We start from the raw sequence: 24,701 nt of genomic DNA, 5'->3' as shown, positions 1-24,701 counted from the left end.
TCTTCCATCTTGCGAGGTCACGGCATGCAACTCCGCCTGCTCGTGCGGCCCGAAGCAGGCGTAATGGCTGCAATGTGACGCGGAGCGTCCCGAAGGGCGCTACCACGCAGAGCGTAGGAGCGATAGAGCGTTCCAGAATGCAGCCCGACGCTCTGCGTCGCAAGGGACGCAGAGCGCTGGCGCGAGAACCGCAAGGTGCGATCAGATCAGAACGCCGGCAACACCGCGCCTTTGTACTTCTCGGCCAGGAAGGTTTTCACTTCCGGGCTCTGCAAGGCGGCTACCAGCTTCTTCATCGCGTCCGAGTCCTTGTTGTCCGGGCGGGCCACCAGAATGTTCGCGTAGGGCGAATCGGCACCTTCGAGGATCAGCGCGTCCTTGGTCGGGTCAAGCTTGGCGCTCAGGGCGTAGTTGGTGTTGATCAGCGCCAGATCGACCTGAGTCAGCACGCGGGGCAGCGTGGCCGCTTCCAGTTCACGGAATTTCAGGTTTTTCGGGTTATTCACCACATCCGAAGGCTTGGACAGGATGTTGCCCGGTTCCTTCAGAGTGATCAGGCCTGCCTTGGCCAGCAGCAGCAAGGCGCGGCCTTCGTTGGTGGCATCGTTGGGCAGGGCGACATTGGCATCATTGGGCAGCTCTGCCAGCGTCTTGAACTTCTCCGAGTAAGCGCCGAAAGGCTCGATGTGAACCTTGGCCACAGCCACCAGATCAGTGCCTTTGCCCTTGTTGAACTCATCCAGGTACGGCTGGTGCTGGAAGAAGTTCGCGTCCATACGGTTCTGCGACACCTGCACGTTAGGCTGGATGTAGTCATTGAACACCTTGATGTTCAGGTCCACGCCTTCTTTGGCCAGGGTCGGTTTGACGAACTCGAGGATCTCGGCGTGCGGCACGGCAGAGGCCGCGACGGTCAGGGTTTCGTTGGCCTGCGCGGACAAGGCGGTGACAGCGGCGAATATGGCCAATAGTTTTTTCATGCAACAACTCCTTTGGGCCCGCACAGGCGGGCCAATACCAACGGATTCGATCAACGATGTGTGAAATGCGCGACCAGTCTGTCGCCGATGGTCTGCAGAATCTGCACCAGCACCAGCAACAATACGACCGTCACGAACATCACATCGTTCTGGAATCGTTGATAACCATAACGGATCGCCAGGTCGCCCAGCCCGCCAGCGCCCACGGCACCGGCCATGGCCGTGAACGACACCAGCGCAATGGCGGTCACCGTGATCGCCGCCAGAATGCCCGGCCGCGCCTCGGGCAGCAGTGCCTTGACGATGATCTGCCGAGTCGTCGCGCCCATGGCCTGCGTGGCTTCGATGATGCCGCGATCCACTTCGCGCAGTGCGGTCTCTACCAGACGCGCAAAGAACGGCGTGGCGCCTGCGATCAGCGGCGGCAAGGTGCCGAGGATGCCCAGTGACGTACCGGTAATGATCTCGGTCAACGGCATCATCACGATCAGCAGGATGATGAACGGCAGCGCGCGCAGCATGTTGACGATCACCCCGACCGTCGCATACAGCTGCTTGTGCTCCAGCAGCTGACGCGGCGAGGTGAGAAACATCAGCACGCCCAGCGGCAGGCCGAGCAGGATGGTGAAGCCGAGCGATACACCGAGCATGATCAGCGTGTCGCCAGTGGCCACCCAGATCTCGTACCAGTCGACATTGGAAAACAGGTTCAGAAAAGCGTCCATCAGCGCAGCACCTCCATATGAACATCCGCGGCGGTGAAGCGCGCGAAGGCGGCGTCCATGTCGCCGCCGGTGACGGCCAGCGTCAACTGCCCGTAAGGGGTGTCCTTGATGCGGTCGATACGACCGGCAAGGATGCTGTAATCGACGCCGGTTTCCCGCGCTACCGTGCCGAGCAACGGCGCGTAGGTGGCCTCGCCCTGAAACGTCAGACGCACGATACGGCCTTGAACGTGAGCGAAGTCGTCACGCTGCTCGTTTTCGTCGATCTGCTCGTCTTCCTGCACAAAGCGCCTGGTCGTGGCGTGCTGCGGATGCAGAAACACATCAGCGACCTTGCCATGCTCGACAATCACCCCGGCGTCCATGACGGCCACCTGATCGCAGACGCGACGAATCACGTCCATTTCATGGGTAATGAGCACGATGGTCAGCTTCAGCTCGCGATTGATCTCGGCCAGCAGTTGCAGAACCGACGCAGTGGTCTGCGGGTCCAGCGCGCTGGTGGCTTCATCGCAGAGCAGGATTTTGGGCTTGGTAGCCAGTGCGCGGGCGATGCCGACGCGCTGCTTCTGGCCGCCCGACAGTTGTGCCGGGTACTTCTTGGCGTGATCGGACAACCCGACCCGTTCCAGCAATTCGGCCACGCGCTGGTCGATCTGCTTGCGCGGCATATCGCCTGCCAGGGTCAGCGGCATGGCGACGTTGTCGGCCACGGTTCTGGACGCCAGCAGATTGAAGTGCTGGAAGATCATCCCGACCTGTTGGCGGAAGCGGCGCAGGCCGTTGGCATCGAGCGCAGTGACGTCTTCGCCATCGACCACGATCTGTCCGCCACTGGGGGTTTCCAGGCGGTTGATCAGGCGCAGCAGGGTACTTTTGCCCGCGCCGGAGTGGCCGATGATGCCGAACACCTGGCCGCTGTCGACGCGCAGGCTGGTGGGGTGCAGGGCCGGTATTTCCTTGCCTGCCACCCGATAGGTTTTGTGGACGTTATGAAACTCGATCACGGAGCGAACCTTGTGGGGCGCGTTAAAAAATCAGCGCAGTGGCTAGAGCACCACCTGCTTCGTTACCTCGGCCGGATAAAGCCGGGCGCGCATTTTAGCCTGTCCGGCCCGCTGTGCTTAGCATTTATTTACCAGCTGTCCTGCGCAACGGGCATAACACGACCGTTGGTGATCGTATGCTGAAAATAAAAGGAACGGCTGTTTTTTGCTCCGGTCACTTCATGGATACCGTGATTTCCCGCTTACGCCAGGGAAGTCGTATTCAGCGAACCCAACTCAATGATTGGGGCGAGATAAGGAGTCTCTGATGGCTAGCAAGAACGCACCACCTGTAACCGAAACGCCCAAGAGCGAAATGGCAGGTACCGACACCCTGGACCGTGGCAACACCAACGAAAAGCTGGAAAGTCTCGAGCAGTTTCGCTCGGACGCGACCCAGCAGGCCCTGCGCACCAACCACGGCGTCAAGATTTCCGATAACCAGAACACCCTGAAAGTCGGCAGCCGCGGCCCATCGCTGCTCGAAGACTTCATCATGCGTGAAAAGATCACGCACTTTGACCATGAGCGTATTCCGGAGCGTATCGTCCACGCCCGCGGTACTGCAGCACATGGTTATTTCCAGACTTACGAAGACCATGGCGCCCTGAGTAAAGCGGGCTTCCTGCGTGATCCGGGCAAGAAGACCCCGGTGTTCGTGCGTTTCTCCACCGTTCAGGGCCCACGTGGCTCGGGCGACACCGTGCGTGACGTGCGTGGCTTTGCCGTCAAGCTCTACACCGACGAAGGCAACTTCGACCTGGTGGGCAACAACATGCCGGTGTTCTTCATTCAGGACGCGATCAAGTTTCCTGACTTCGTGCACGCGGTGAAACCCGAGCCGCACAACGAAATCCCGACTGGCGGCTCGGCTCACGACACCTTCTGGGACTTCGTGTCGCTGGTGCCGGAATCCGCGCACATGGTGCTGTGGACCATGTCCGACCGTGCGATCCCGAAAAGCCTGCGCACCATGCAGGGCTTTGGCATCCACACCTTCCGCTTTATCAACACCGAAGGTAAGTCGAGCTTCGTGAAGTTCCACTGGAAGCCCAAGTTCGGCGTGTGCTCGCTGGTCTGGGACGAAGCGCAAAAGCTGGCCGGCAAGGACACCGATTTCCACCGCCGCGACCTGTGGGAGTCCATCGAGATGGGCGACTACCCGGAATGGGAACTGGGTGTACAGATCGTTGCCGAGGAAGACGAGCACAAGTTCGACTTCGACCTGCTCGATCCGACCAAGATCATCCCGGAAGAACTGGTACCGGTTACCCCACTGGGCAAGATGGTCCTGAACCGTAACCCGGACAACTATTTTGCCGAGACCGAGCAGGTTGCCTTCTGCCCGGGCCACATCGTGCCGGGTATCGATTTCTCCAACGATCCGCTGCTGCAAGGTCGCCTGTTCTCCTACACCGACACGCAGATCAGCCGTCTGGGTGGGCCAAACTTCCACGAAATCCCGATCAACCGTCCGATTGCGCCGAACCACAACGGTCAGCGTGACGCACAGCATCGCACCACTATCGACAAGGGCCGCGCTTCCTACGAGCCGAACTCGATCGATGGCGGCTGGCCTAAAGAAACCCCTGCCGGCCCGGTAGATGGCGGCTTCGAGACCTACCCTGAGCGTGTTGAAGCGCATAAGGTGCGCGAGCGCAGCGAGTCGTTCGGCGATCATTTCTCGCAGGCGACCCTGTTCTTCCAGAGCATGAGCCACCACGAGAAAGAGCACATCATCGCGGCCTACAGCTTCGAGTTGGGCAAGGTCGAGCGCGAATACATTCGTGCCCGTCAGGTCAACGAGATTCTGGCCAACATCGATATGGATCTGGCCAAGCGTGTAGCCGCCAACCTCGGCTTGCCAGCACCGACTGCCGGTACCGTACCTGCGCGTCAGACTTCGGTAAAAGAGTCGCCGGCGCTGAGCCAGGTCAACCTGCTGTCTGGCGATATCGTCTCGCGCAAAGTTGCCATTCTCGTGGCTGACGGCGTCAACGGCAAAGTAGTCGAAGCCATGAAGGCTGCACTGACTGCCGAAGGCGCACACGCCAAGGTACTGGGCCCGACCTCCGCGCCGGTCAAGACAGCTGACGGCCAGAGCCTGCCAGTGGATGCATCGGCTGAAGGCCTGCCTTCGGTCGCGTTCGACGCAGTCTTCGTGCCGGGAGGCGAGGCTTCGATCGAAGCGCTGAAAGGCGACGGCGTGGCATTGCACTTCATCCTCGAAGCCTACAAGCACCTCAAGGCCATCTCCTTTGCCGGGGAAGCCAAAGAGCTGCTGAGTCTGCTACGCCTGGAAGAAGATGCGGGCCTGCTGGAGGTGTCCGATAGCACATCGTTCAAGCCGTTCTTCCACGCGATTGCTCAGCACCGTGTGTGGGATCGTGAAGTGAAAGCCAAGGCTGTTCCGGCTTGATCTGACGCTGCTTGCGTTTATCGCTCCCACGCTCCGGCGTGGGAGCGCCTTTCCGGACGCTCTCTCCCCCCGCTTATACTCCCGGACACTTGTCGTTCCTCACGCTCCGCGTGGGAATGCAGTTCTGGACGCTCTGCGTCCGCCTTCAAGGATCGACTCAGGACTTCGCTGGCGTGAGGATGATGTGAGCTTTTTCATTGCGCTCGATCTGTCGACGCAATTGCAGTTCGAAATCCGGATTGGCCTTGACCACCCGCTTGGTCAGCAACGTAGCCAGCCACGGATAGTCTTCGGTACGCGGCACCACCATCAGCACTTCACAGTTGAACGCTACGGTATCGGCTGCGATATCGTCGAGTTGACGACGCAATGCAGGCATATCGCCGATCTTGAGCTCAATCGTCGTGCTTTCTGCCGACGGGTCAATCAGTCTGGCAACCCTTCTGGCTTCGGCCGCTTTCAAATCCGCTTCGGCTTTTTCCAGCTCGGCCTTGCGCGCATGGGCAATGGCGCCGTTGACGCCACTGGTCAGCGCCGGTGCCTTGGGCATCAGGGCGCGTGCACGGCTCAGCGCAGAGGCCGCCGCGTTCATGTCGCCCTTCTGCAGGCTTATCTGACTGCGGCTCAGATAGGCTTCGGCCAGACGACGCTGAAAAGGCTCCAGACGGATGTCGGCAGGATTGGCAGCCTGCAACGCCGCCAATTGGTCCTCGGCCGTTGCCAGCTCATTGCCGGCGATGTTCTGCTCAAGCTGAGCGAATGCATCAGGCTGGGCCTCGGAGGCAGGCGTCTCGACAGTGGGCGCACTCTGGCAGGCACCCAGCAGGATGGAAAATGCGACAAGCAGCAGATAGCGTGGGGCGAACGGCTTCATTCCTGCGATTCTCTAGTTTGCGCAAAAAACGAGCAAGTCTACACCGCTCGCCTGGGTAGAACAAAGCTGAGCAAGAACAACGCCGCAGCCGATACCACTATAGACGGTCCGGCAGGGGTGTCCTTGAACCAGGACAATGATAGCCCGGCACACACGGCTATCACGCCCAACAGGCTCGCGCCCAGCGCCATTTGCTCCGGCGAACGGGCGTGACGCTGTGCCGCAGCTGCCGGGATGATCAACAGCGACGTAATCAGCAGAACACCGACGATTTTCATCGCAACCGCGATCACCACGGCGATCAGCAGCATCAAGGTCATGCGCAGTGTAGCAACCGGCAGGCCTTCGACCCGCGCCAGCTCTTCATGCACGGTCATTGCCAGCAGTGGGCGCCACAGCGCGACGATCAGCACCAGCACCAACGTGCTGCCGCCCAGAATCCAGCCCAGATCAGCCGGGCTGATGGCCAGCAGATCGCCGAACAGGTAGGCCATCAGGTCGATGCGCACTTCGTGCATGAAACTGAGCACCACCAGCCCCAGCGACAAAGTGCTTGGCGCGAGAATCCCCAGCAGCGTGTCCGACGCCAGCGGTTGGCGCTGTTGCAACGTGACCAGCAACACCGCCAGCAGCAGGCAGCCGACTGTCACCGCGATGGTCGGGCTGATATCCAGCAGGAAGCCCAGCGCGACGCCGAGCAGCGCCGCGTGGGAGAGTGTGTCGCCGAAATACGCCATGCGCCGCCAGACCACGAATGATCCCAACGGGCCTGCGACCACGGCCAGCGCAACGCCTGCGAGCAAGGCATACAGTAGAAAATCAGCCATGCTTGCAGCTGTCTCCGTGAACGTGAGTGTGAGAGGTCGCAGCGTCATTCACCACCGCGCCATGCAGATCGTGGGCGTGATCGTGATGGTGGTGATAGATCGCCAGGCTCTGTGCGTTCTTGCCGAACAGTTCGACGAACGCCGGGTCATGGCTGACCTGCTCGGGATGCCCGGAACAGCAGACATGGCGGTTCAGGCACACCACCTGATCGGTGGTGCTCATGACCAGATGCAGATCGTGGGAAACCATCAGCACGCCGCACCGGTGGCGGTCGCGCAGCCGGGTAATCAGGCTGTACAGCTCGGCCTGTCCCGCTACATCGACCCCCTGCACCGGTTCGTCGAGGACCAGCAACTCAGGCTTGCGCAACAACGCACGCGCCAGCAGAACACGCTGCATCTCGCCACCGGAAATGCCCTGAATCGGGCTGTCGATGACTTTCCCGGCGCCGACTTCTTCCAGCGCCGACGCTGCGGCCGTGCGATCCACACCAGGAACCAGACGCAGGAAACGCAGCACCGACAGCGGCAGCGTCTGGTCCACATGCAGCTTTTGCGGCATGTAGCCGACACGCAGTTTCGGCTTGCGCCAGACGGTCCCGGAGTCAGGCTTGAGCAGCCCCAGCACCGCACGCACCAGCGTGGTCTTGCCGGCACCGTTGGGGCCGATCAGGGTGACGATCTCGCCGGGTTTGACGCTCAACTGGATGTCATCCAGGACGTTTTGTCCGGAAAGCGTAACGGCAACCTTGTCCAGACGTATCAATGCATCCGACATCAGGCGGCCTTGCAGCCAGCGCATACGCCGACGATCTCGACCGTCTGGCCTTCGACCGCGAAGCCGACGCCTGCGGCGGCATCGACCACGGCATTGCTGATGGCCGGGTGCTGCAGCTCGATCGCCGCATGGCACAGGCGGCAGATCAGGAACTGGCCCTGATGCGCATGAGTGGGGTGGTTACAGCCCGTGAAGGCGTTGAGCGAGGCAATCCGGTGCACCAGACCGTTTTCCAGGAGGAAATCCAGCGCACGGTAAACCGTTGGCGGGGCCGCACGGCGACCGTCTTCATCACTCAGCACCGCAAGGATGTCGTAGGCACCCAGCGGCTTGTGGCTTTGCCAGACCAGTTCCAGCACACGACGGCGCAAGGTGGTCAGGCGCAGACCCTGTTTGGCGCATAGCGCATCGGCTTCGGCGAGGGCCGAATGCACGCAGTGAGAGTGGTCATGGGGGCGACTGGCCAGGGGAGTATTGGGCATGAGCAGCGACGATATTGGCTAGAGACGTTATTATGTTACCCGTTCCTGGCTGATATGAGTGATTCGAGTGCGCCGTCTTTTAAATCTTGCTGCTGTTTTCTGGGTCAGCCTGCTGATCATCGTCCCTGCTCAGGCCGAGGTCCGAGTGCTGACCAGTATCAAGCCTCTGCAGCTGATTGCGGCGGCTGTACAGGATGGCGTCGGTACACCGGAAGTGCTTCTGCCACCGGGCGCCTCACCGCATAACTACGCGCTGCGCCCGTCCGACGTACGGCGTGTACAGGAAGTCGAGTTGCTCTACTGGATCGGCCCGGACATGGAAACCTTCCTGCCGCGCGTCATTCAGGGCCGCAAACTGCCTGCGGTTGCCGTACAGACACTGCCGGGCATGCACTTGCGGCACTTTGGCGAAGACAACGCCTCGCATGATGACCACGAGCATGATCACGACAACGACGCAGACGAACATGACCACGACCACCGCCCCGGCAGTCTCGATTCGCACCTGTGGCTGTCGACCGTCAACGCGCGGGTGATCGCCGCAAAAATGGCCACTGACCTGAGCGCTGCCGACCCCGCCAACGCAGCCCGCTACGCCAGCAACGCCGAGGCGTTCAGCAAACGTCTGGATACGCTGGACGCCCGTATCAAGCAGCGTGTCAGCACAGTGGCAGGCAAGCCTTACTTCGTATTCCACGAAGCCTTCGATTATTTCGAAGAGGCCTATGGGCTCAAGCATGCCGGGGTATTCGCCATCGCCGCCGAGATCCAGCCCGGCGCCCAGCACGTCGCCGCCATGCGCGAACGCCTGAAAGCTGCAGGCAAGACCTGCGTATTCAGCGAACCACCCCTGCGCCCGCGCCTGGCCGAAACCCTGAGCGCCGGCCTGCCGGTCAAACTGGCCGAACTGGATGCACTGGGCGGCTACACCCCGGCCACCGCGCAGGGTTACGAGCAAGTACTGCAAAAGCTGGCTGATGATTTGGCAGGTTGCCTGAGCAGTCTCTGACTGCCACCGCCCACATAGCAGCACTGCTGTGTGACGCGGAGCGTCACGAACTGCATTCCCACGCTGGAGCGTGAGGAACGATAGTCGTCAGGGATAACACTATCGTGCCCATGCTCCGCGTGGGCATGCCGGTCTGGACGCTCCGCGTCCTCTTGCGACGCAGAGCGTCACCAACTGCATTCCCACGCGGAGCATGGGAAAGAGAGTCAACCGTCCGACTAGTTCAGACTCGCGAAGACAGGTCTGGTCTCAGAGCGCAAACGGCAACGCAATATGCGCTTCCTGGCGCTCGGCCAGGCGGCGCTCGAACTCCGCAGGATCATGAATCAGCACATCCTGACCGGCAAAGGTTTCGGCGGCGATCAAACGTGACAGCCAGAAACGCACACAAGCGATACGCAACATGGTCGCCCAGAGCTTCGACTCCGCAGCCGTGAACGGTCGCAAGCCTGCATAGGCCCCCAGCAAGGCGCGCGCGCGGACAGCATCGAGCTGACCGTTTTCGCGGGAACACCAGTCGTTGAGGGTAATCGCCAGGTCGTACAACATCGGACCCGAGCAGGCATTGTAGAAATCGATCAACCCGGTCAGGTGCGTCCCTTCGAACAGTACGTTGTCGCGGAACAGATCGGCATGCAGATTGGCGCGCGGCAGCGCCATGATCTGCGGTTTGCACGCCTCGATCTCCTGCAGGCTCTTTTCAAGCAGCGCTCGCTGCGTCTCGCCCAGGTGCGACAGAAAATTGCGCCCCTCGCTCAGCATCCAGTCCAGACCGCGATCAGTCTTGCGCTCGACGATCTGCCCGCGGGTCGCCAGATGCAGGTTGGCCAGCAACTCGCCAATCTGCACGCAGTGCTGGGTGTTCGGCTCGCTGATGTGCTTGCCCGGCAGACGCGGCTGCAAAAGCGCCGGTTTGTCTGCCAGCTCGCGCAGCGCCTGACCGTCGGTGGTGCGCAGCGCATAAGGCACCGGCAGATCGGCCTCATGCAGCACGTCGAGCAGTTCGATGAAGAACGGCATTTCCTGAACCGGACCGCGCTCGACCAAAGTCAGCACGAACTCGCCCTGCTCCAGACTGATGAAGTAATTGGTGTTTTCACTACCGGCAGCGATGCCCTGATAGTCAAGCAGACGGCCGAGCCCGTAAGGGGCGAGAAATGTTTCCAGCTCGGGCCGAGCCAGTGGGGTAAAAACGGACATATCAGGACTGCCAACGATTGAAGTGAATGTAGGGTGCTACCAGCTGAATATTTCCCACTGCGGGATCAGCATGTCCGGTTGGTCCGAACGAATGAAATTGGGGCTTGTACCATCGGCGCGCACCAGAAAATAGGGTTTGCCGTGTTTCGGGGTGATTTTAACCGCATACAGAAAGCCATTCTGGCGGTATTCCTGAATGGTTCTGTCACCGTCAGTGCGAATAGTAACGTCCGGCGCCGCTGAAGGTGGATCTTCTGCTGCAACAGCGAGCAAAGGGCAAAATGCCAACAGGCCGGTCAATATCAGTCGATTTACCTTGCACATGATAACCTTGTCCCTTTGTCGTCAATGGTCCGCGCATTCTAGCGCCGACCCCGCCGAAAAGGTTGATTCTGCTCATGACCCAAGCGCCACTCGTCCTGGTAGACGGTTCCTCCTACCTCTACCGCGCCTTCCACGCACTGCCACCACTGGCCACCTCCAAAGGATTGCCGACCGGTGCCGTCAAGGGCGTGCTCAACATGCTCAAAAGCCTGCGGCGCCAGTACCCGGACAGCCCGCTCGCCGTGGTGTTCGACGCCAAGGGCGGGACGTTCCGTGATGCGCTGTACAACGACTACAAAGCCAACCGGCCGAGCATGCCGGACGATCTGCGCGTGCAGGTCGATCTGCTGCATGCCTGCGTCAAAGGCATGGGCTACCCGTTTCTGTGCGTCGAAGGCGTCGAAGCCGATGACGTGATCGGCACGCTGGCACGCAGCAGCGCGGCGGCCGATCGTCCAGTGGTGATCTCCACCGGCGACAAGGACATGGCGCAACTGGTCGACGGCCACATTACCCTGGTCAACACCATGACCGGCAGCGTGCTGGATGTGGCGGGCGTGAAAGAGAAATTCGGCGTCGGTCCGGAGCACATCATCGATTACCTGGCGCTGATGGGCGACAAGGTCGACAACATTCCCGGCGTGCCCGGCGTTGGCGAGAAAACCGCGGTCGGTCTGCTGGTTGGCATCGGCGGTGGCATCAAGGAGCTTTACGAGAACCTCGACAAGGTCGCTTCCCTGCCGATCCGTGGCGCCAAGACCCTGGCCGCCAAACTCGAAGAACATCGTGAGATGGCCTTTTTGTCTTACGAACTGGCGACCATCAAGATCGACGTCCCGCTGGACATCGAGCTGGATCAATTGCATTGCGGCGAGCCTGACCGTGACACATTGATGGAGCTATACGCCGGGCTGGAATTCAAGAGCTGGATCGAAGACCTGCAACGCGACGCCAAGCGCGCCGGCCAGGAGCTGACCGTCGAAGAGCCGACCGCCGAAGCCAGGGAAGCCGCCTATGAAGTCATTCTTGAACAGGGCCAGTTCGATGCCTGGCTGAAGAAGCTGCAGGCCGCGCCGCTGTTTGCCTTCGTCACCCAGAGCAACGGCACTGATGCCCAGCGTGCGCAACTGGTCGGCCTGTCCTTCGCCATTCAGACCCACGAAGCCGCTTACATTCCGCTGACCCACTCCTACATGGGCGTGCCGCAGCAACTGGACCGCGACACGGTGCTCAAGGCGCTCAAGCCGCTGCTGGAAGACCCGGACAAAATCAAGGTCGGCCAGCACGCCAAGTTCGCCATCAACCTGCTTGCCAATTGCGCGATCGACGGCGATCAGGCTCAAGGCATCGACCTGCAGGGCGTCCGCTTCGACACCATTCTGGAATCCTACGTACTGGACTCCACCGCCACTCGTCACGACCGCGACAGCCTGGTGGCCAAGTACCTGACGCACACGCCGATCAATTTCCAGGAGATTGCCGGCAAAGGCGCCAAACAGCTGAGCTTTGACCAGATTGCCCTTGAACAGGCGGGCAATTACGCCGCCGAAGAAGCGGACCTGACCCTGCGCCTGCATGAAGTCTTCGACGCGCGGCTGGCCGCGATTCCGACCCTGCAGCCGGTATTGAACGATATCGAGATGCCGCTGGTGCCTGTCCTGGCGCGTATCGAGCGCCAGGGCGCGCTGGTCGATGCCAACCTGCTGGGCATCCAGAGCGTCGAACTGGGCGACAAGATGACCGCGCTGGAGCGCGAAGCCTTCGCCATTGCCGGCGAAGAGTTCAACCTCGGCTCGCCCAAGCAGCTGGGCGTGATTCTCTACGAAAAACTCGGCATGCCGATTCTCAGCAAGACCGCCACCGGCCAGGCATCGACTGCCGAAGCGGTGCTTGCCGAACTCGCGGAGCAGGATTTCCCGCTGCCCAAGGTGCTGATGCAATACCGCTCGATGAGCAAGCTCAAGAGCACCTACACCGACCGCCTGCCGGAGCAGATCAACCCGCGCACCGGACGTATTCACACCTCCTATCATCAGGCGGTGGCCGTTACCGGGCGCTTGTCCTCCAGCGATCCGAACCTGCAGAACATCCCGATTCGTACCGCTGAAGGCCGGCGCATCCGTCAGGCATTCGTGGCGCCGAAGGGCTACAAGCTGCTGGCCGCCGACTATTCGCAGATCGAACTGCGCATCATGGCGCATCTGGCCCAGGACGAAGGCTTGCTGCATGCATTCCGCAATGACCTGGACGTTCACCGCGCCACGGCGGCGGAAGTCTTCGGCGTCGAGCTGGAAAACGTCACCACTGACATGCGTCGCAGCGCCAAGGCGATCAACTTCGGCCTGATCTACGGCATGAGCGCGTTCGGCCTGGCCAAGCAGATTGGCGTGGACCGCAAGCAGTCACAGGCTTACGTCGACCGCTACTTCGCCCGCTACCCCGGCGTGCTGAACTACATGGAACGCACCCGCGCCCAGGCTGCCGAGCAAGGTTTCGTCGAGACCATCTTCGGTCGTCGCCTGTACCTGCCGGACATCAACGCCAAGAACCAGTCACTGCGCAAAGGCGCGGAACGCATGGCGATCAACGCGCCGATGCAGGGCACCGCTGCGGATATCATCAAGAAAGCCATGGTGGCGGTGAACGGCTGGCTGGACGAGTCCGGCCTGGATGCACGGGTAATCCTGCAGGTACACGATGAACTGGTGCTTGAAGTGCGCGAGGACCTGGTCGATCAGATCAGTGAACAGATCCGTCCGCACATGAGCGGCGCAGCAGAATTGGCCGTGCCGTTGCTGGTAGAAGTGGGGGTTGGCAACAATTGGGACGAGGCTCACTGAGCCTGAAATGGCGAACCTGTACGCAGGTTCGTCAAATATTGTAGGAAATGTGAACTTTTCTTCACTGCTGGAACTTAACCGTTTGGACAGGAGTCAGATGTGTCGATTGGTTGAAAAATCGATCGTGCTCCTAGTTGTGTTAAGTGTTGGCAGTTATCCAGATCCCACCCTAAGGTCTGGACCTTAAGCCCCGGAACTTCCCCCTCCCCATGCGAAGTCCGGGGTCTTTTTTGCCTGCGATTTACTCCGCAGGTGCCTTGTCTTCCAGTTCCATCCAGTCGGCCAGCACGGTGTAGGCCTCTTCCAGCCCCATGCGCTTGGGGGCCGAGAACAACTGGATGCTCACTGCATCGCCCCAGCCTTTGCGAATCTCGGCCTGAACCTTGAGCAGCGTGTTCTTGGCCGCGCCGTAGGTCAGCTTGTCGGCCTTGGTCAACAGAATGTGCATCGGCATGTTGCTGGCGATGGCCCAATCCAGCATCAACACATCGAAGTCAGTCATTGGATGACGGATATCCATCATCAGGATCAGCCCCTTCAGGCTTTCGCGGCTGCCCAGATAGGCTTCCAGGTGACGCTGCCAGTGCAGTTTGAGCGGGATGGGCACCTTGGCGTAGCCGTAACCGGGCAGGTCGACCAGACGCCGATCTTCGTCCAGACCGAAAAAGTTCAGCAACTGGGTACGCCCCGGCGTCTTCGATGTACGCGCCAGGCTGGCGTGGGTCAGGGTGTTCAGCGCGCTCGATTTGCCCGCGTTGGAGCGCCCGGCAAATGCGACCTCAAAACCTTCGTCGTCGGGGCATTGGTCGACCTTGGCGGCGCTGAGCATGAACGTGGCCTGTTGGCACAGACCGAGGATGGGGTTTTTGAGTTGCATGTGATTTCCGGTGAAGACCTGCCTGCAAGGGGTGCGGCAGGAGGTGTCGGTTTCGTTTGGATGCGTGCGCATATAATGACACACCTGTCCCCAGGCCCACACTCACACCGTATCAGCCCGCCCTGACGGACGTGCTGGAACATTCAGACATGACCTGCTTCACTGCTTATGCAAAAAGGCCGTCCTCGGTCGCCCATTTTTACAATCTCAGCGTTACACTAACGAACTCAGGCTTTCGCGTCCGGTCGAAACACCGTCGCTTGAAGGCGATTCAATCCTGCTCAGGAGTAAAGCATGCGTAATCTGATCATCAGCGCCGCTCTGGTTGCCGCCAGTCTGTTCGGTATGTCCGCCCAGGCCGCCACGCCCATCGAGGCCGGCAAGCAATACGTCGAGCTGGCAAGCGCTGTGCCTGTTGCCGAGCCAGGCAAGATCGAAGTCGTCGAGCTGTTCTGGTATGGCTGCCCGCATTGCTACGCATTCGAGCCAACCATCAATCCGTGGGTTGAAAAACTGCCGTCCGACGTGAAGTTCGTACGCATCCCTGCCATGTTCGGCGGCCCTTGGGACGCTCACGGCCAGCTGTTCATTACCCTGGACACCATGGGCGTCGAACACAAGGTTCACGCAGCCGTATTCGAAGCCATCCAGAAAGGCGGCAAGCGTCTGACCGACAAGAATGACATGGCTGATTTCGTCGCCACACAGGGCGTGAACAAGGAAGATTTCCTGAAGACGTTCGACTCTTTCGCAGTCAAGGGCAAGATCGCCCAGTACAAGGAACTGGCCAAGAAGTACGAAGTGACCGGCGTTCCGACCATGATCGTCAATGGCAAGTACCGCTTTGACCTGGGTACTGCCGGTGGTCCGGAAAAGACCCTGGAAGTTGCCGACCAGTTGATTGCCAAAGAGCGAGCGGCTGCCGCAGCCGCCAAGTAAGCGCACATCATGCGCCGCTGGGGCAAAGGCAGTACCCGTATCGTTGGCCTGCATGATCCGCAGGTCAACGAACATCATCTGCTGCAAAACGGCCTGCCGCAAGACGGCAGGCTGCGTTTGCTCAGTTTCAATATCCAGGTGGGTATCAGTACCCAGCGCTACCATCATTACCTGACGCGCAGCTGGCAGCACTTGCTGCCGCATGGCGGCAGGGCTGGCAACCTGCAGAAGATCGGCGACCTGATCAACGATTTCGATCTGGTGGCACTTCAGGAAGTCGACGGTGGCAGCATGCGCTCCGGCTTCGTCAATCAGGTCGAGCATCTCGCCCAGTTGGGTGGCTTTCCGTACTGGTATCAACAACTCAATCGCAATCTCGGGCGCCTGGCGCAGCACAGCAACGGTGTATTGAGCCGTCTGCGCCCGACCAAGATCGAGGATCACCCGCTGCCAGGCCCGGCCGGGCGCGGGGCGATTCTCGTGCGTTTCGGTGAAGGCGAGGATGCCCTGGTCGTGGTCATGATGCACCTGGCGCTGGGGACCCGAACCCGAACCCGGCAGCTGGCGTACATTCGCGAACTGATCGGCGGTTATCGCCATCAGGTGCTGATGGGCGACATGAACACCCACGCCAATGACCTGCTGGAACACTCGCCGCTAAGGGATCTGGGCCTTTTGGCGCCGCAGATAGAAGCGACCTTTCCGAGCTGGCGGCCACAACGCTGCCTCGATCACATTTTGCTCAGCCCGACCCTGACGCTCGAGCGCGTGCAGGTACTGGCGCAACCCATTTCCGATCACCTGCCTGTCGCTGTCGAGATTCGCCTGCCAGACTCATTGCGTGGGGACTCACTGCCTGTGCCCTCTGGTGGAAGCCTTGCATGAGCGACGACGCGGAGCGTTGGAAAGAGAAATACCTCAAAGGGATCGAGCAACAGGACACGCTCGAAAAGCGCTGGGATGCGCGGCTCGATTTGTTGCGACGCGGTCTGGTGCGCAGCAGTCTGGCGGCAGAAGGCTCTGACCGCGCCGTCGATGAATGCATGAAGGAAATGCGCGAAATCGTCCGCAAGGACGATATGGACGCGGGCCTGGCAGCCCTGATCCCGCGCCTCGAAAAAGCCGTACTGGACTCTGAACAACGCCGTGAAGTCAGGGCCGCGCAAATCAGCTCGGCGCTGACCGCACTGGTTGCACAGCTGCAGTCACTGCCGCTGCCACGCGACGTACGCAAGCCGCTCAAGCGCTTTGCCAAGGAGCTTGAAGAGCGAGCCTCCCAGGCCCGTGAGCTGCCCCTGCTGCTTGGCGAGTTAAGCAATTTGCAGGGCCAGGCCCTGACCCAGATTGAAAAACCCGAAGAAGGCCCCCGCCAGGGGCTGCTGCAACGCCTGTTCGGTTCGCGCGAGGGTCACGGCAACGACTCCCATCCCGAGGCTGCTCACCCCGAAGACGCCGCCTCCTCGGCGCCGGAATCGCATGAACCCGACGTCGCGCCTCAAGCAGCGAATACTTACGCCCCGCCAGACGCCTCTCATGTCGAAGCCGAGGCTGTTGATTCCACTGCCGCAGCCGCCGTTGCCGCAGACAGCACACTGCCCACGCCGGCCCCGGAAACCGCTGCACCTGCCGCAGTGACACCCGCCGTTGCGACGCCTGAAGAACCTGCGCCATCGACCACCGCTGCGGACATTGCTCCAGCACCAACAGAGGCCGTCGCCGAACCTGCACCGATCACTGTCGAACCCATCGATTTCGCGGATCTCCTGGCGCCTGTCCCATCAGTGCCCTACCAGCAGCGGCCCGCGCCAATCGACGTGCCAGTTGACGAACCCGACGCAGAGGCCGAGCAGCAGCGCGAGTCGGCAGAAGGCGAAGAAGGTTACGCGCTACCCTCCTCACCAGAGCCCAGCTATAGCTCGGTGGCGGCACACATTGAACAGACCCTGCTGGGCCTGCTGGACGACCTGACGCTCTCCGAGCACTTTCGCCCGCAGGTCGAGGACATGCAGTTACGCTTGAAACATGGGCTTAACTGGTACGAATTGCTGCCGATCCTCGACGATCTGGCAGTGTTGATGCTGGCGATCAACAACGGCGGCCAACAGGAGTTCGGCACTTACCTCAAGCAGCTCAATGAACGGCTCGAATCGTTTCAGAGCCATTTGCAGGCCGCCAGTGAAGATCACGCCGAGGATCAGTCCACCGCGCGCGACCTGAACGACCAGTTGCGCGAACAGGTGGGCGGCCTGCAAAGCAGTGTTCAGGACGCCTCCGATCTGCCCAGCCTCAAGCGGGTGCTCGACAATCGGCTTGAGGCCCTGCTCGGCACCATGGATCACTACCAGCTCAAGCGCGATGCCCGCGAGCGCGAAGTGGCCTCGCGCCTGCAAGGTCTGGCGGCCCGCGTCGCGAGCATGGAGCAGGAGGCCCTGGGTTTCAGGACTCACCTGGAGGAACAGCGTCAAAAGGCCCTGATCGACCCGCTTACCGGACTGCCCAATCGTGCCGCCTGGGGCGAGCGCCTTGAACGGGAGATGGCCCGCTGGCACGAAGAAAAAAACAGCCTGCTGGTGTGCATTCTGGACCTGGACCATTTCAAACGCATCAACGATGGCTACGGGCACCTGGCTGGCGACAAGGTATTGAAGATCGTCGCCAATGTCCTCAGCAAACGCCTGCGCGCCGATGACTTCATGGCACGGTTTGGCGGCGAAGAATTTGTCATGCTGCTGCCTGCGACACCTCCTGCCACCGGGCTGAAACTGCTCGATGAACTGCGCGCCGCCGTCGAGTCATGCCCTTTCCACTTCAAGGGCGAACGAGTCACCATCACTGTATCCATCGGCATGACGGCCTTTCGTCCGTCAGAGCGGAGCGACACCGCCATCAAACGTGCCGACCAGGCGCTTTACAAGGCCAAGGAGAACGGTCGCAACCGCATCGAACAGGGCTGACTGAAACATTTTGACCTGAACAAATGGCTGGTGCCCCATGCTATTTGTATACATTTTGTTATGATGTTTCATTTCCTGCCGACGCTGCCGACCTCATGAAGCTGTATTTATCCGCCTTTCTCATGCTCCTCCTCACTGCCTGTGCCAGCGGCCCAAGGCTGGACACCAGCCATCCTTCGGTAAATTTCGATGGCCGTGCTCAGTACGTGGTGATGCATTACACCTCGACGTCGCTGGAACACTCGCTGCAATTACTGACGCATGGCGAGGTCAGCGCCCACTACCTGATCGGTGACGACAGCAAAGCCACCATCTACAAGCTGGTCGATGAAAACGCGCGTGCCTGGCATGCCGGCGAAAGCGAGTGGGAAGGCCGCACCTGGCTCAACTCCAGCTCGATCGGCATCGAGATCGTCAATCCGGGTTTCAAGGAAACGCCGACAGGGCGCCTGTGGTATCCGTATACCGAAGCGCAGACCCAGTCGATCATTGTCCTGCTCAAGGACATCGTCAAACGTAACAGGATCGACCCCAAACACATCATCGGTCATAGCGACATCGCCCCATTGCGCAAGCAGGACCCGGGGCCATTGTTCCCGTGGAAACGCCTCGCTGCCGAAGGTCTGGGGAACTGGCCGGATGAACGCCAGGTTGCCCAGCGTCAGGCACTGCTGGCAACTAACCTGCCGAGCATCACCTGGTTCCAGCAGCAGTTGGCGCGCCTGGGCTACAGCACCCCGCAGACCGGTGAGCTGGATGTCGCGACACGTCAGGTACTGGCCGCCTTCCAGATGCACTATCGCCCGGCACGCTTCGACGGCGAGCCGGACGCACAGAGCGCGGCCATCCTGGAGGTGCTCAATCACTCGAATTGAAACGTGTGAAGGCTGATACTCAGTCAACCGATGAGGGCCTGGTGCTCAAGCCCTCAGAGCGGTAACGCCATATAGAACTGCGTGCCCTGCCCCGGCCGTGAATAAACGCCCATGCGTCCGCCGTGCAGCTGGACAATCTCCTTGCACAGCGCCAGCCCGAGCCCGGCACCGCCTTTCTTGCGGCCGACCTGGACGAAGGGCTCGAAGATCCGCCCCTGCTGCCCATAGGCAATGCCCTCGCCGTTGTCTTCGACACTGATGATCGCCCGCTCGCCGTGGCGCCTGGCCTGCAAGCGAATCAGGCCGTTCGGCGGCGTGTGCCGCAACGCGTTGTCCAGCAGATTGTCCAGTACCCGCTCCAGCTGAGACTGATCGGCATGCAGGCGCGGCATCGGCTCCTGCATATCCAGCATCAGCACAATATCCTGCTCCTGGGCCTGATCCTCGAAGCGCGCCTTGGCTTCCTGCAGCAACGTTTCGATGGAGCACGGCGCGAGTTTGAGCTTCTGCAGACCGTTCTGGTAACGCGAGAAATTCAGCAGGTCGTTGATGAGCTGCATCAGGCGCTGCATTTCTTCGGTGACCGTATTGAGCAGGTCGGCCTCGCGGGACTCGGGAGCGAAATGCAAACGCTCCTGAAGAAGGCCGAACGCCATGTGCATGCCCGTGACCGGGGTGCGCAACTCATGCGAGGCGCGCAGGACGAACTCGCTGCGTACCCGCTCGAAAGCACGCTGCTCGGTCACGTCGTGCAGCACCATCACCGCACCCAGGATGTGGCCCTTGGTGTGGCTGACCGGTGTCATGCTGTAGGTCAGCAGTCGCGACTCGCCGTCGATTTCGATGGCCAGGTCTTCCGGCGCGCGCTCCAGCGTTCCGCCCCGCAGCACCAGATGCAATTGCTCATCCAGCTCAGGACGGCCCAACGCCTCACCGAGACTGTGCCCGAGGCGACTCTCGTCCCATCCGAGCTGACGCTGCGCAACAGGGTTGAGGTGCTCCAGGTGGCCTTGCCGATCGATCATCAGCAGGCCATCGTCAATACTGTCGAGGACCGCCTGCAGGCGCTGCTGGCCCGCCAGAAGCTCATCGACGTTGGTCGCCTGATGCTGACGCAGGGCTTCGGCCATGATGCCGAAGCGCCGGGTCAGCAGGTTCATTTCGGCAGCCGAGGAAATGGGCAGCGTGACCTCGTAATCACCCTCGCCAATGCGATCGGCGGCCTTGGCCAGCGCCTCGATCGGCGCACCGAAACGGCGGGCGATGCCGTGCGCGGTGACAAAGCCGATGCACAGCACCGCCAGCCCGACCAGGCCCAGCAAGCCGGCGATCCACAATGCTCGATCCCTGGAATTGATCTCGGCGTTGCTGATGTTCTCCAACGCCTTGCGATGCACATCCATCAGACCGTTACGCAGCGTGTCGAAACTTTCGCTCAATTGCGAGTTGCCGCGTATGCCTCGCGGATCATTGCCGTATTGCTGCCAGGTGGCGATGAATCGCTGATAATCGCCTCGGGTCTTTTCAAAACCGTTGCGCACATTTTGCTGGGTGTCCTGCGCCGATCCTTCCTCCAGCAGCTCTTCAAACTGCTTCTGCATTCTTTGCAGCTCAGGCTCATTGCGACTGGAACCGGTCATCAACACCAACTGATCGCCCATGTTCTGGCGCAGCTTCAAGCCCAGATCGAGGATGGCGAAGTTATGCTGAATCAGTGATTCCTGAGTCCGGGCCATCTGCATGACACTGACGAGCCCCAGCAGCAGCCCGAGCAAAGCGACCGTGATAAGCGCCGAAATACTCAGAAAGAGGCGGGTGCGCAACTTCATGGCCAGCTTCATTTGAGGTATTTCATAGGTTGTACTGTTTTCGTTTGCGGTAAAGCGTCGAAGCATCGATACCCAGCGTCTTGGCGGCCTGATCAAGGGTTTCACTGGTTGCCAGTACGGCCCCGATGTGTGCCTTTTCAAGCTCGTCCAGACTCAAGGCTGCCCCCACCCGCGGTGCGTTGTTGGTCGGTTGCTCAGCCATGCCCAGATGACTGACCTCTACGCGCTCCTGTGGACAGATGATGCTGGCACGCTCGATCACGTTGCGCAGCTCACGAATGTTGCCCGGCCAGCGGTAATTGAGCAGCGCCGCGCGGGCCTCCTCGCTGAAGCCGCGAGCCGGACGAGCGTACTCCTTGACGAAGCGCGCCAGAAAGCGATCCGCCAGGGTCAGAATGTCTTCGCTGCGCTCACGCAGGGCGGGCAGATTCAGGGTGATCACGTTCAGGCGGTACAGCAGATCCTCACGGAAACGTCCGCTGCGCACCATGTCCTCAAGGTTGAGGTTGGTGGCGGCCAGGATGCGCACGTCGGCACGTCGAGTCACCGGGTCGCCGACGCGCTCGTATTCCTTGTCCTGAATGAAGCGCAGCAGCTTGGGCTGCAGCGTCAGCGGGAAGTCACCGATTTCGTCGAGGAACAGGGTGCCGCCATCGGCCTGATTGACGCGACCCAGCGTGCTTTCGCTGGCACCGGTAAAGGCACCGCGGCTGTGGCCGAACAGCTCGCTTTCCATCAGTTCTGCGGTCAGCGACGGGCAGTTGATCGTGACGCAGGACTTCTTGGCCCGCTTGCTCCAGCCATGAATCGCCCTGGCCAGCTCGCCCTTACCGGTACCCGACTCACCCAGAATCAGGATGTTGGCATCGGTTACAGCAACCTGACGAGCCGTTTCCAGAATGGCCATCATCGAAGGGCTGTGGGAATCCAGACCATCCTTGGGCTTGCGAACCTCGCCTTCCAGTGCTTCAAGACGTGCAGACAGTTGCCTGACTTCAAGCTGCTTGGCCGTCGCAAGACGCAACTGGTCAGGACTGCACGGCTTGACCAGATAATCGGCTGCGCCAGCCTGAATGGCATCCACAGCCGTGTCCACCGCCGAATGGGCAGTCACGATCACCACACGCATCCACGGCGCCTGAATCCGCATCTGCGCCAGCACGTCCAGGCCGTTGTCTTCGCCCAGACGCAAATCGAGAAAGCACAGATCGAATACTTGACGCTGCATGAGCGTGTCGGCCTGGGCTGCGCTGTTGGCAGTGGCGACACTGTAGCCTTCGTCTTCCAGACAGTACCGGAAAGTGCGGAGGATGGCGGACTCGTCGTCCACAAGCAGAATACGGCCCTGATTCTCAGTGGCTGCTTCCATTTTTCCTACGCTCCTTAATGAATTGTCTCAGTTAGTCTCGGAATCATCGGGCAAGTTGCATGGTCAATTCTGATTGATTCTTCGGCATGCATGGTAGCTTTCTGATCAGCTAATGGCGAACAGCCTGATTAATCCGCGTTTATGCCGTTAAAACCGTCTATTCGGAGACGAAATCTCACCGCAAAAGGAACGCTTCTATGTTTTCACTGAAAAAGATTGCTCTGATCACGGCCGCCGCTGCGCTGCTGGGCAGCGGCCCGGTACTCGCCCAGCCTGACCTGCCTGCTCAGCTCACCGAGGCGCGTCAGGAAGGTTCGATCTGGACAGCTTTCGCGCTGAACAAGCATCTGAGCCCGTTCAAGATCGATGTGGGTGTCGAACAAGGCACTGCGACGCTCAAGGGCAAGGTTGAAAACGAGGTGGACCGCGAACTGGCCGAGCGCATCGCGCTGGATACCAAAGGCATCGAAAAGGTCGACAATCAGCTGGAGGTGGACCCTTCTGTCGCCAGCGAGCCTGGAACCCGAACCAACATGGCTCAGCGGTTCGAAGATGCGACGCTGGTCGCGACGGTGAAATCCAAGCTGCTGTGGAGCAGCGTGACCGAAGCGCTGAATATCGAAGTCGACAGCAAGGACGGCGTCATCACCCTCAAGGGCCGAGCGCAAAGCCCCGAAGCGAAGGAACTGGCCGGTAGCCTGGCCAGCAACACCGATGGCGTGGTCAGCGTCAACAACCTGATCAGCCTCAGCGCGGCCGATTCGATTGCCGCCAAGGCCCAGCCACAATCTCTGACCCCGACCGAGGAAATGAGCGATGCCTGGATCACCAGCAAGGTCAAGGCAAGCCTGATCTATAGCCGAACGCTGGATGGGCTGAACATCAAAGTGGACACCAAGGCCGGTGTTGTCAGCCTGAATGGCGTGGTCGCCAACTTCGCCGAGAAAGAACTGGCGGTGGAAATCGCGAAAAATATTCGTGGTGTCAAAGGCGTCAACGGCGACGCGCTGAAGGTCATGGCGCGCAGCGCAGGCTGAGGGTTCAGCGCCATCGCGCTGAGCGCTTCGTGCAGAACGCACGATTACAAAGGGGTAATCGTGCAGGTTGCTGGTAGGACGCTCTTGCGTTACTTATTAACTTATTGATTTTAAAGAGATTTATATCGTTCAAAAACTGGCATGCAGTCTGCAATAACCCATTCAACAAAGGTCGGTACACAACGACCCATCAGATTGAATGCCCACTCAGGCCAGGGGATTTTGCAGATGAACAGCCAGCGTATTGCACAATTGCGTATCTCTCCCCTGCATATCCAGCAAGGTCTTTTTCTGCTCCTTGCCTTGCTCGTCACTCTGATCGCCATTCAGCAGTTCCAGCGTTGGAATCAAGCCAGCGAGGCAGCTCAACCGAAACAGCAATTCATCCAGACCAGCAGCATCTCCTATCGCGGTGTTAGTGCACCAGCAGTCAAGGACATGTCCTCAAGCCTGCGCAATGTCGACGGCCTGGTTTCTGTAGATGAAGTCGCTCCACAGCAAAAATGGGTTTTCTGACCCGACCTTAAAAAAAAGCAGCACCCTTATTAAAACGGCATCAAAAGGAGTATCACCATGTTGAGTTGGGCAATCACGTTTCTGATCATCGCTATCGTCGCTGCAGTACTGGGCTTCGGTGGTATCGCGGGCACGGCTACCGGTATCGCCAAGATCCTGTTCGTCGTCTTCCTGGTGATGTTCGTTGTGTCGTTCTTCTTCGGTCGTCGCGGTCGAGGCTGATAATGCACACGTCATTTCGCACACTGGCCGCCGCCCTGTTGATGGGCGGTAGTGCCATGGTCATGGCAGCCAATGATGGACAGTCTCGGGTCAATGAGCTTCTGAGCTCCGCACCCGAGTACCGCACCACCTGGGCGAAGGTCGTCAAGAAGGAAGAGCGTTTGCCGGATTGGGTGATCAACCTGTCCGGTACTTCTGGGCAGCAGATGACAGCGGCCACTGAAGACGGTGACAACTATCTGGTTGGACCGCTTTGCGAAACGGCCGATACGTGCAAAAGCAAGCGCCTGATCGTGGCTTTCAGCCTCGACAAGGAAGATGCTTACGCCATGTTGGTTGAAGTGCCTGCCGGTCTTCCAGCAGACAAATCGCCAACACGTCACGCGACTTACCGTTACCTGGGTAAGCCTGACGAGGGTATGCAAAAGCTCTTGAATGAAGAGCTGCGCAAAGACCCGAACTGGTATTGATCCAGAAGAAAGGTGTCGGCTCCAGGAGTCGACACCTTTCGGCTTTGTGCGGCCTGAGGAAGGTACGCACATGACCAGGGGGCCGGGACGCGTTGATCATATGATCGGC

General features: G+C 60.1%; 23 protein-coding genes. 11 read left to right on the top strand and 12 right to left on the bottom strand.

The genetic code is table 11. The features are described from left to right. Window positions 1-206: 206 nt before the first annotated feature. Genes AC54XV_RS01380 through AC54XV_RS01370 form a run of 3 tightly spaced genes read right to left on the bottom strand, consistent with a single transcriptional unit; the run spans window position 207 to window position 2,712 of the window. Entirely contained in the window at window positions 207-980 is a 774-nt protein-coding gene (locus AC54XV_RS01380; protein WP_003403866.1) for a MetQ/NlpA family ABC transporter substrate-binding protein, read from the bottom strand. 50 nt (window positions 981-1,030) lie between these two features. Continuing rightward, window positions 1,031-1,705, bottom strand: coding sequence for a methionine ABC transporter permease (locus AC54XV_RS01375; RefSeq protein WP_003317371.1), 675 nt, complete (start codon window positions 1,703-1,705; stop codon window positions 1,031-1,033). Next, window positions 1,705-2,712, bottom strand: a complete 1,008-nt coding sequence (locus AC54XV_RS01370; protein ID WP_011266296.1) for a methionine ABC transporter ATP-binding protein — start codon at window positions 2,710-2,712, stop codon at window positions 1,705-1,707. Before AC54XV_RS01370 ends, AC54XV_RS01375 begins: the two co-directional genes overlap by 1 nt. Window positions 2,713-3,019: 307 nt before the next feature. Between AC54XV_RS01370 and katE the strand changes: the two genes are divergently transcribed. Next, window positions 3,020-5,170, top strand: a complete 2,151-nt coding sequence (gene katE / locus AC54XV_RS01365; RefSeq protein WP_496717696.1) for a catalase HPII — start codon at window positions 3,020-3,022, stop codon at window positions 5,168-5,170. Between the two features lie 157 nt (window positions 5,171-5,327). Here katE and AC54XV_RS01360 read toward each other — a convergent pair whose 3' ends face one another. From AC54XV_RS01360 to AC54XV_RS01345, 4 genes are read right to left on the bottom strand one after another with little or no spacing between them, the layout of a single operon-like run. Then, window positions 5,328-6,044, bottom strand: a complete 717-nt coding sequence (locus AC54XV_RS01360; protein ID WP_011266294.1) for a PA5502 family lipoprotein — start codon at window positions 6,042-6,044, stop codon at window positions 5,328-5,330. 38 nt (window positions 6,045-6,082) lie between these two features. Continuing rightward, window positions 6,083-6,871, bottom strand: coding sequence for a zinc ABC transporter permease subunit ZnuB (znuB, locus tag AC54XV_RS01355; protein WP_003341611.1), 789 nt, complete (start codon window positions 6,869-6,871; stop codon window positions 6,083-6,085). Further along, window positions 6,864-7,649: a zinc ABC transporter ATP-binding protein ZnuC gene (znuC, locus tag AC54XV_RS01350; protein ID WP_024640283.1), complete on the bottom strand. Its 786-nt coding sequence runs from the start codon at window positions 7,647-7,649 to the stop codon at window positions 6,864-6,866. Before znuC ends, znuB begins: the two co-directional genes overlap by 8 nt. After that, a complete protein-coding gene (locus tag AC54XV_RS01345; RefSeq protein WP_003425978.1) occupies window positions 7,649-8,131 on the bottom strand; it encodes a Fur family transcriptional regulator in 483 nt (160 codons plus the stop codon). The genes znuC and AC54XV_RS01345 overlap by 1 nt, the downstream gene beginning before the upstream one ends. Window positions 8,132-8,198: 67 nt before the next feature. Here AC54XV_RS01345 and znuA point away from each other — a divergent pair, with 67 nt between their 5' ends. Beyond that, the gene (gene znuA, locus AC54XV_RS01340; protein WP_116866494.1) at window positions 8,199-9,140 is read left to right on the top strand and encodes a zinc ABC transporter substrate-binding protein ZnuA; all 942 of its coding nucleotides are present in this window, start codon (window positions 8,199-8,201) and stop codon (window positions 9,138-9,140) included. Window positions 9,141-9,389: 249 nt separating this feature from the next. Here znuA and AC54XV_RS01335 read toward each other — a convergent pair whose 3' ends face one another. Further along, window positions 9,390-10,340 carry a homoserine kinase gene (locus AC54XV_RS01335; protein ID WP_011266290.1) on the bottom strand — a complete coding sequence of 317 codons (951 nt, stop codon included), beginning with the start codon at window positions 10,338-10,340 and terminating at the stop codon, window positions 9,390-9,392. 36 nt (window positions 10,341-10,376) lie between these two features. Next, a complete protein-coding gene (locus tag AC54XV_RS01330; RefSeq protein ID WP_003397794.1) occupies window positions 10,377-10,664 on the bottom strand; it encodes a DUF2782 domain-containing protein in 288 nt (95 codons plus the stop codon). A gap of 74 nt (window positions 10,665-10,738) precedes the next feature. On the opposite strand from AC54XV_RS01330, the gene polA reads away from it, so the two are divergent. Further along, on the top strand, window positions 10,739-13,504 hold the full coding sequence (gene polA / locus AC54XV_RS01325) for a DNA polymerase I (protein WP_496717691.1): 2,766 nt from the start codon (window positions 10,739-10,741) through the stop codon (window positions 13,502-13,504). Window positions 13,505-13,745: 241 nt separating this feature from the next. Here the strand turns inward: polA and yihA are convergent, their stop codons facing one another. Next, on the bottom strand, window positions 13,746-14,381 hold the full coding sequence (gene yihA, locus AC54XV_RS01320; protein WP_003341625.1) for a ribosome biogenesis GTP-binding protein YihA/YsxC: 636 nt from the start codon (window positions 14,379-14,381) through the stop codon (window positions 13,746-13,748). Between the two features lie 294 nt (window positions 14,382-14,675). Between yihA and AC54XV_RS01315 the strand changes: the two genes are divergently transcribed. The 4 genes from AC54XV_RS01315 (at window position 14,676) to AC54XV_RS01300 (ending at window position 19,149) form a co-directional block, all read left to right on the top strand. Beyond that, window positions 14,676-15,320, top strand: coding sequence for a thiol:disulfide interchange protein DsbA/DsbL (locus AC54XV_RS01315; RefSeq protein WP_496717689.1), 645 nt, complete (start codon window positions 14,676-14,678; stop codon window positions 15,318-15,320). Between the two features lie 9 nt (window positions 15,321-15,329). After that, window positions 15,330-16,205 (top strand): endonuclease/exonuclease/phosphatase family protein, encoded by an 876-nt coding sequence (locus AC54XV_RS01310; RefSeq protein WP_011266288.1) that lies wholly within the window; start codon window positions 15,330-15,332, stop codon window positions 16,203-16,205. Next, window positions 16,202-18,274 (top strand): GGDEF domain-containing protein, encoded by a 2,073-nt coding sequence (locus tag AC54XV_RS01305; RefSeq protein ID WP_032655386.1) that lies wholly within the window; start codon window positions 16,202-16,204, stop codon window positions 18,272-18,274. Before AC54XV_RS01310 ends, AC54XV_RS01305 begins: the two co-directional genes overlap by 4 nt. A 95-nt stretch (window positions 18,275-18,369) precedes the next feature. Beyond that, entirely contained in the window at window positions 18,370-19,149 is a 780-nt protein-coding gene (locus AC54XV_RS01300; RefSeq protein WP_024661191.1) for an N-acetylmuramoyl-L-alanine amidase, read from the top strand. 53 nt (window positions 19,150-19,202) lie between these two features. On the opposite strand, the gene AC54XV_RS01295 is transcribed toward AC54XV_RS01300, so the two are convergent. Both AC54XV_RS01295 and algB read right to left on the bottom strand, forming a co-directional pair. After that, entirely contained in the window at window positions 19,203-20,990 is a 1,788-nt protein-coding gene (locus AC54XV_RS01295; protein WP_011266285.1) for a KinB sensor domain-containing domain, read from the bottom strand. A gap of 10 nt (window positions 20,991-21,000) precedes the next feature. Beyond that, window positions 21,001-22,347, bottom strand: coding sequence for a sigma-54-dependent response regulator transcription factor AlgB (gene algB / locus AC54XV_RS01290; protein WP_003318895.1), 1,347 nt, complete (start codon window positions 22,345-22,347; stop codon window positions 21,001-21,003). A gap of 197 nt (window positions 22,348-22,544) precedes the next feature. Between algB and AC54XV_RS01285 the strand changes: the two genes are divergently transcribed. From AC54XV_RS01285 to AC54XV_RS01270, 4 genes are all read left to right on the top strand, one after another. Continuing rightward, the gene (locus tag AC54XV_RS01285) at window positions 22,545-23,384 is read left to right on the top strand and encodes a BON domain-containing protein (RefSeq protein WP_011266284.1); all 840 of its coding nucleotides are present in this window, start codon (window positions 22,545-22,547) and stop codon (window positions 23,382-23,384) included. 228 nt (window positions 23,385-23,612) lie between these two features. Next, entirely contained in the window at window positions 23,613-23,900 is a 288-nt protein-coding gene (locus AC54XV_RS01280; RefSeq protein WP_024638976.1) for a hypothetical protein, read from the top strand. 57 nt (window positions 23,901-23,957) lie between these two features. After that, entirely contained in the window at window positions 23,958-24,122 is a 165-nt protein-coding gene (locus AC54XV_RS01275; RefSeq protein ID WP_002555679.1) for a DUF1328 domain-containing protein, read from the top strand. Window positions 24,123-24,124: 2 nt separating this feature from the next. Then, window positions 24,125-24,592, top strand: a complete 468-nt coding sequence (locus AC54XV_RS01270; protein ID WP_003403906.1) for an inhibitor of vertebrate lysozyme family protein — start codon at window positions 24,125-24,127, stop codon at window positions 24,590-24,592. The last annotated feature ends 109 nt before the right edge of the window (window positions 24,593-24,701 follow it).

The organism is Pseudomonas fragariae (ex Marin et al. 2024) (assembly GCF_059621105.1).
The sequence above is the reverse complement of the archived record's forward strand: the minus strand, read 5'-3'. Positions and strand labels throughout refer to the sequence as shown.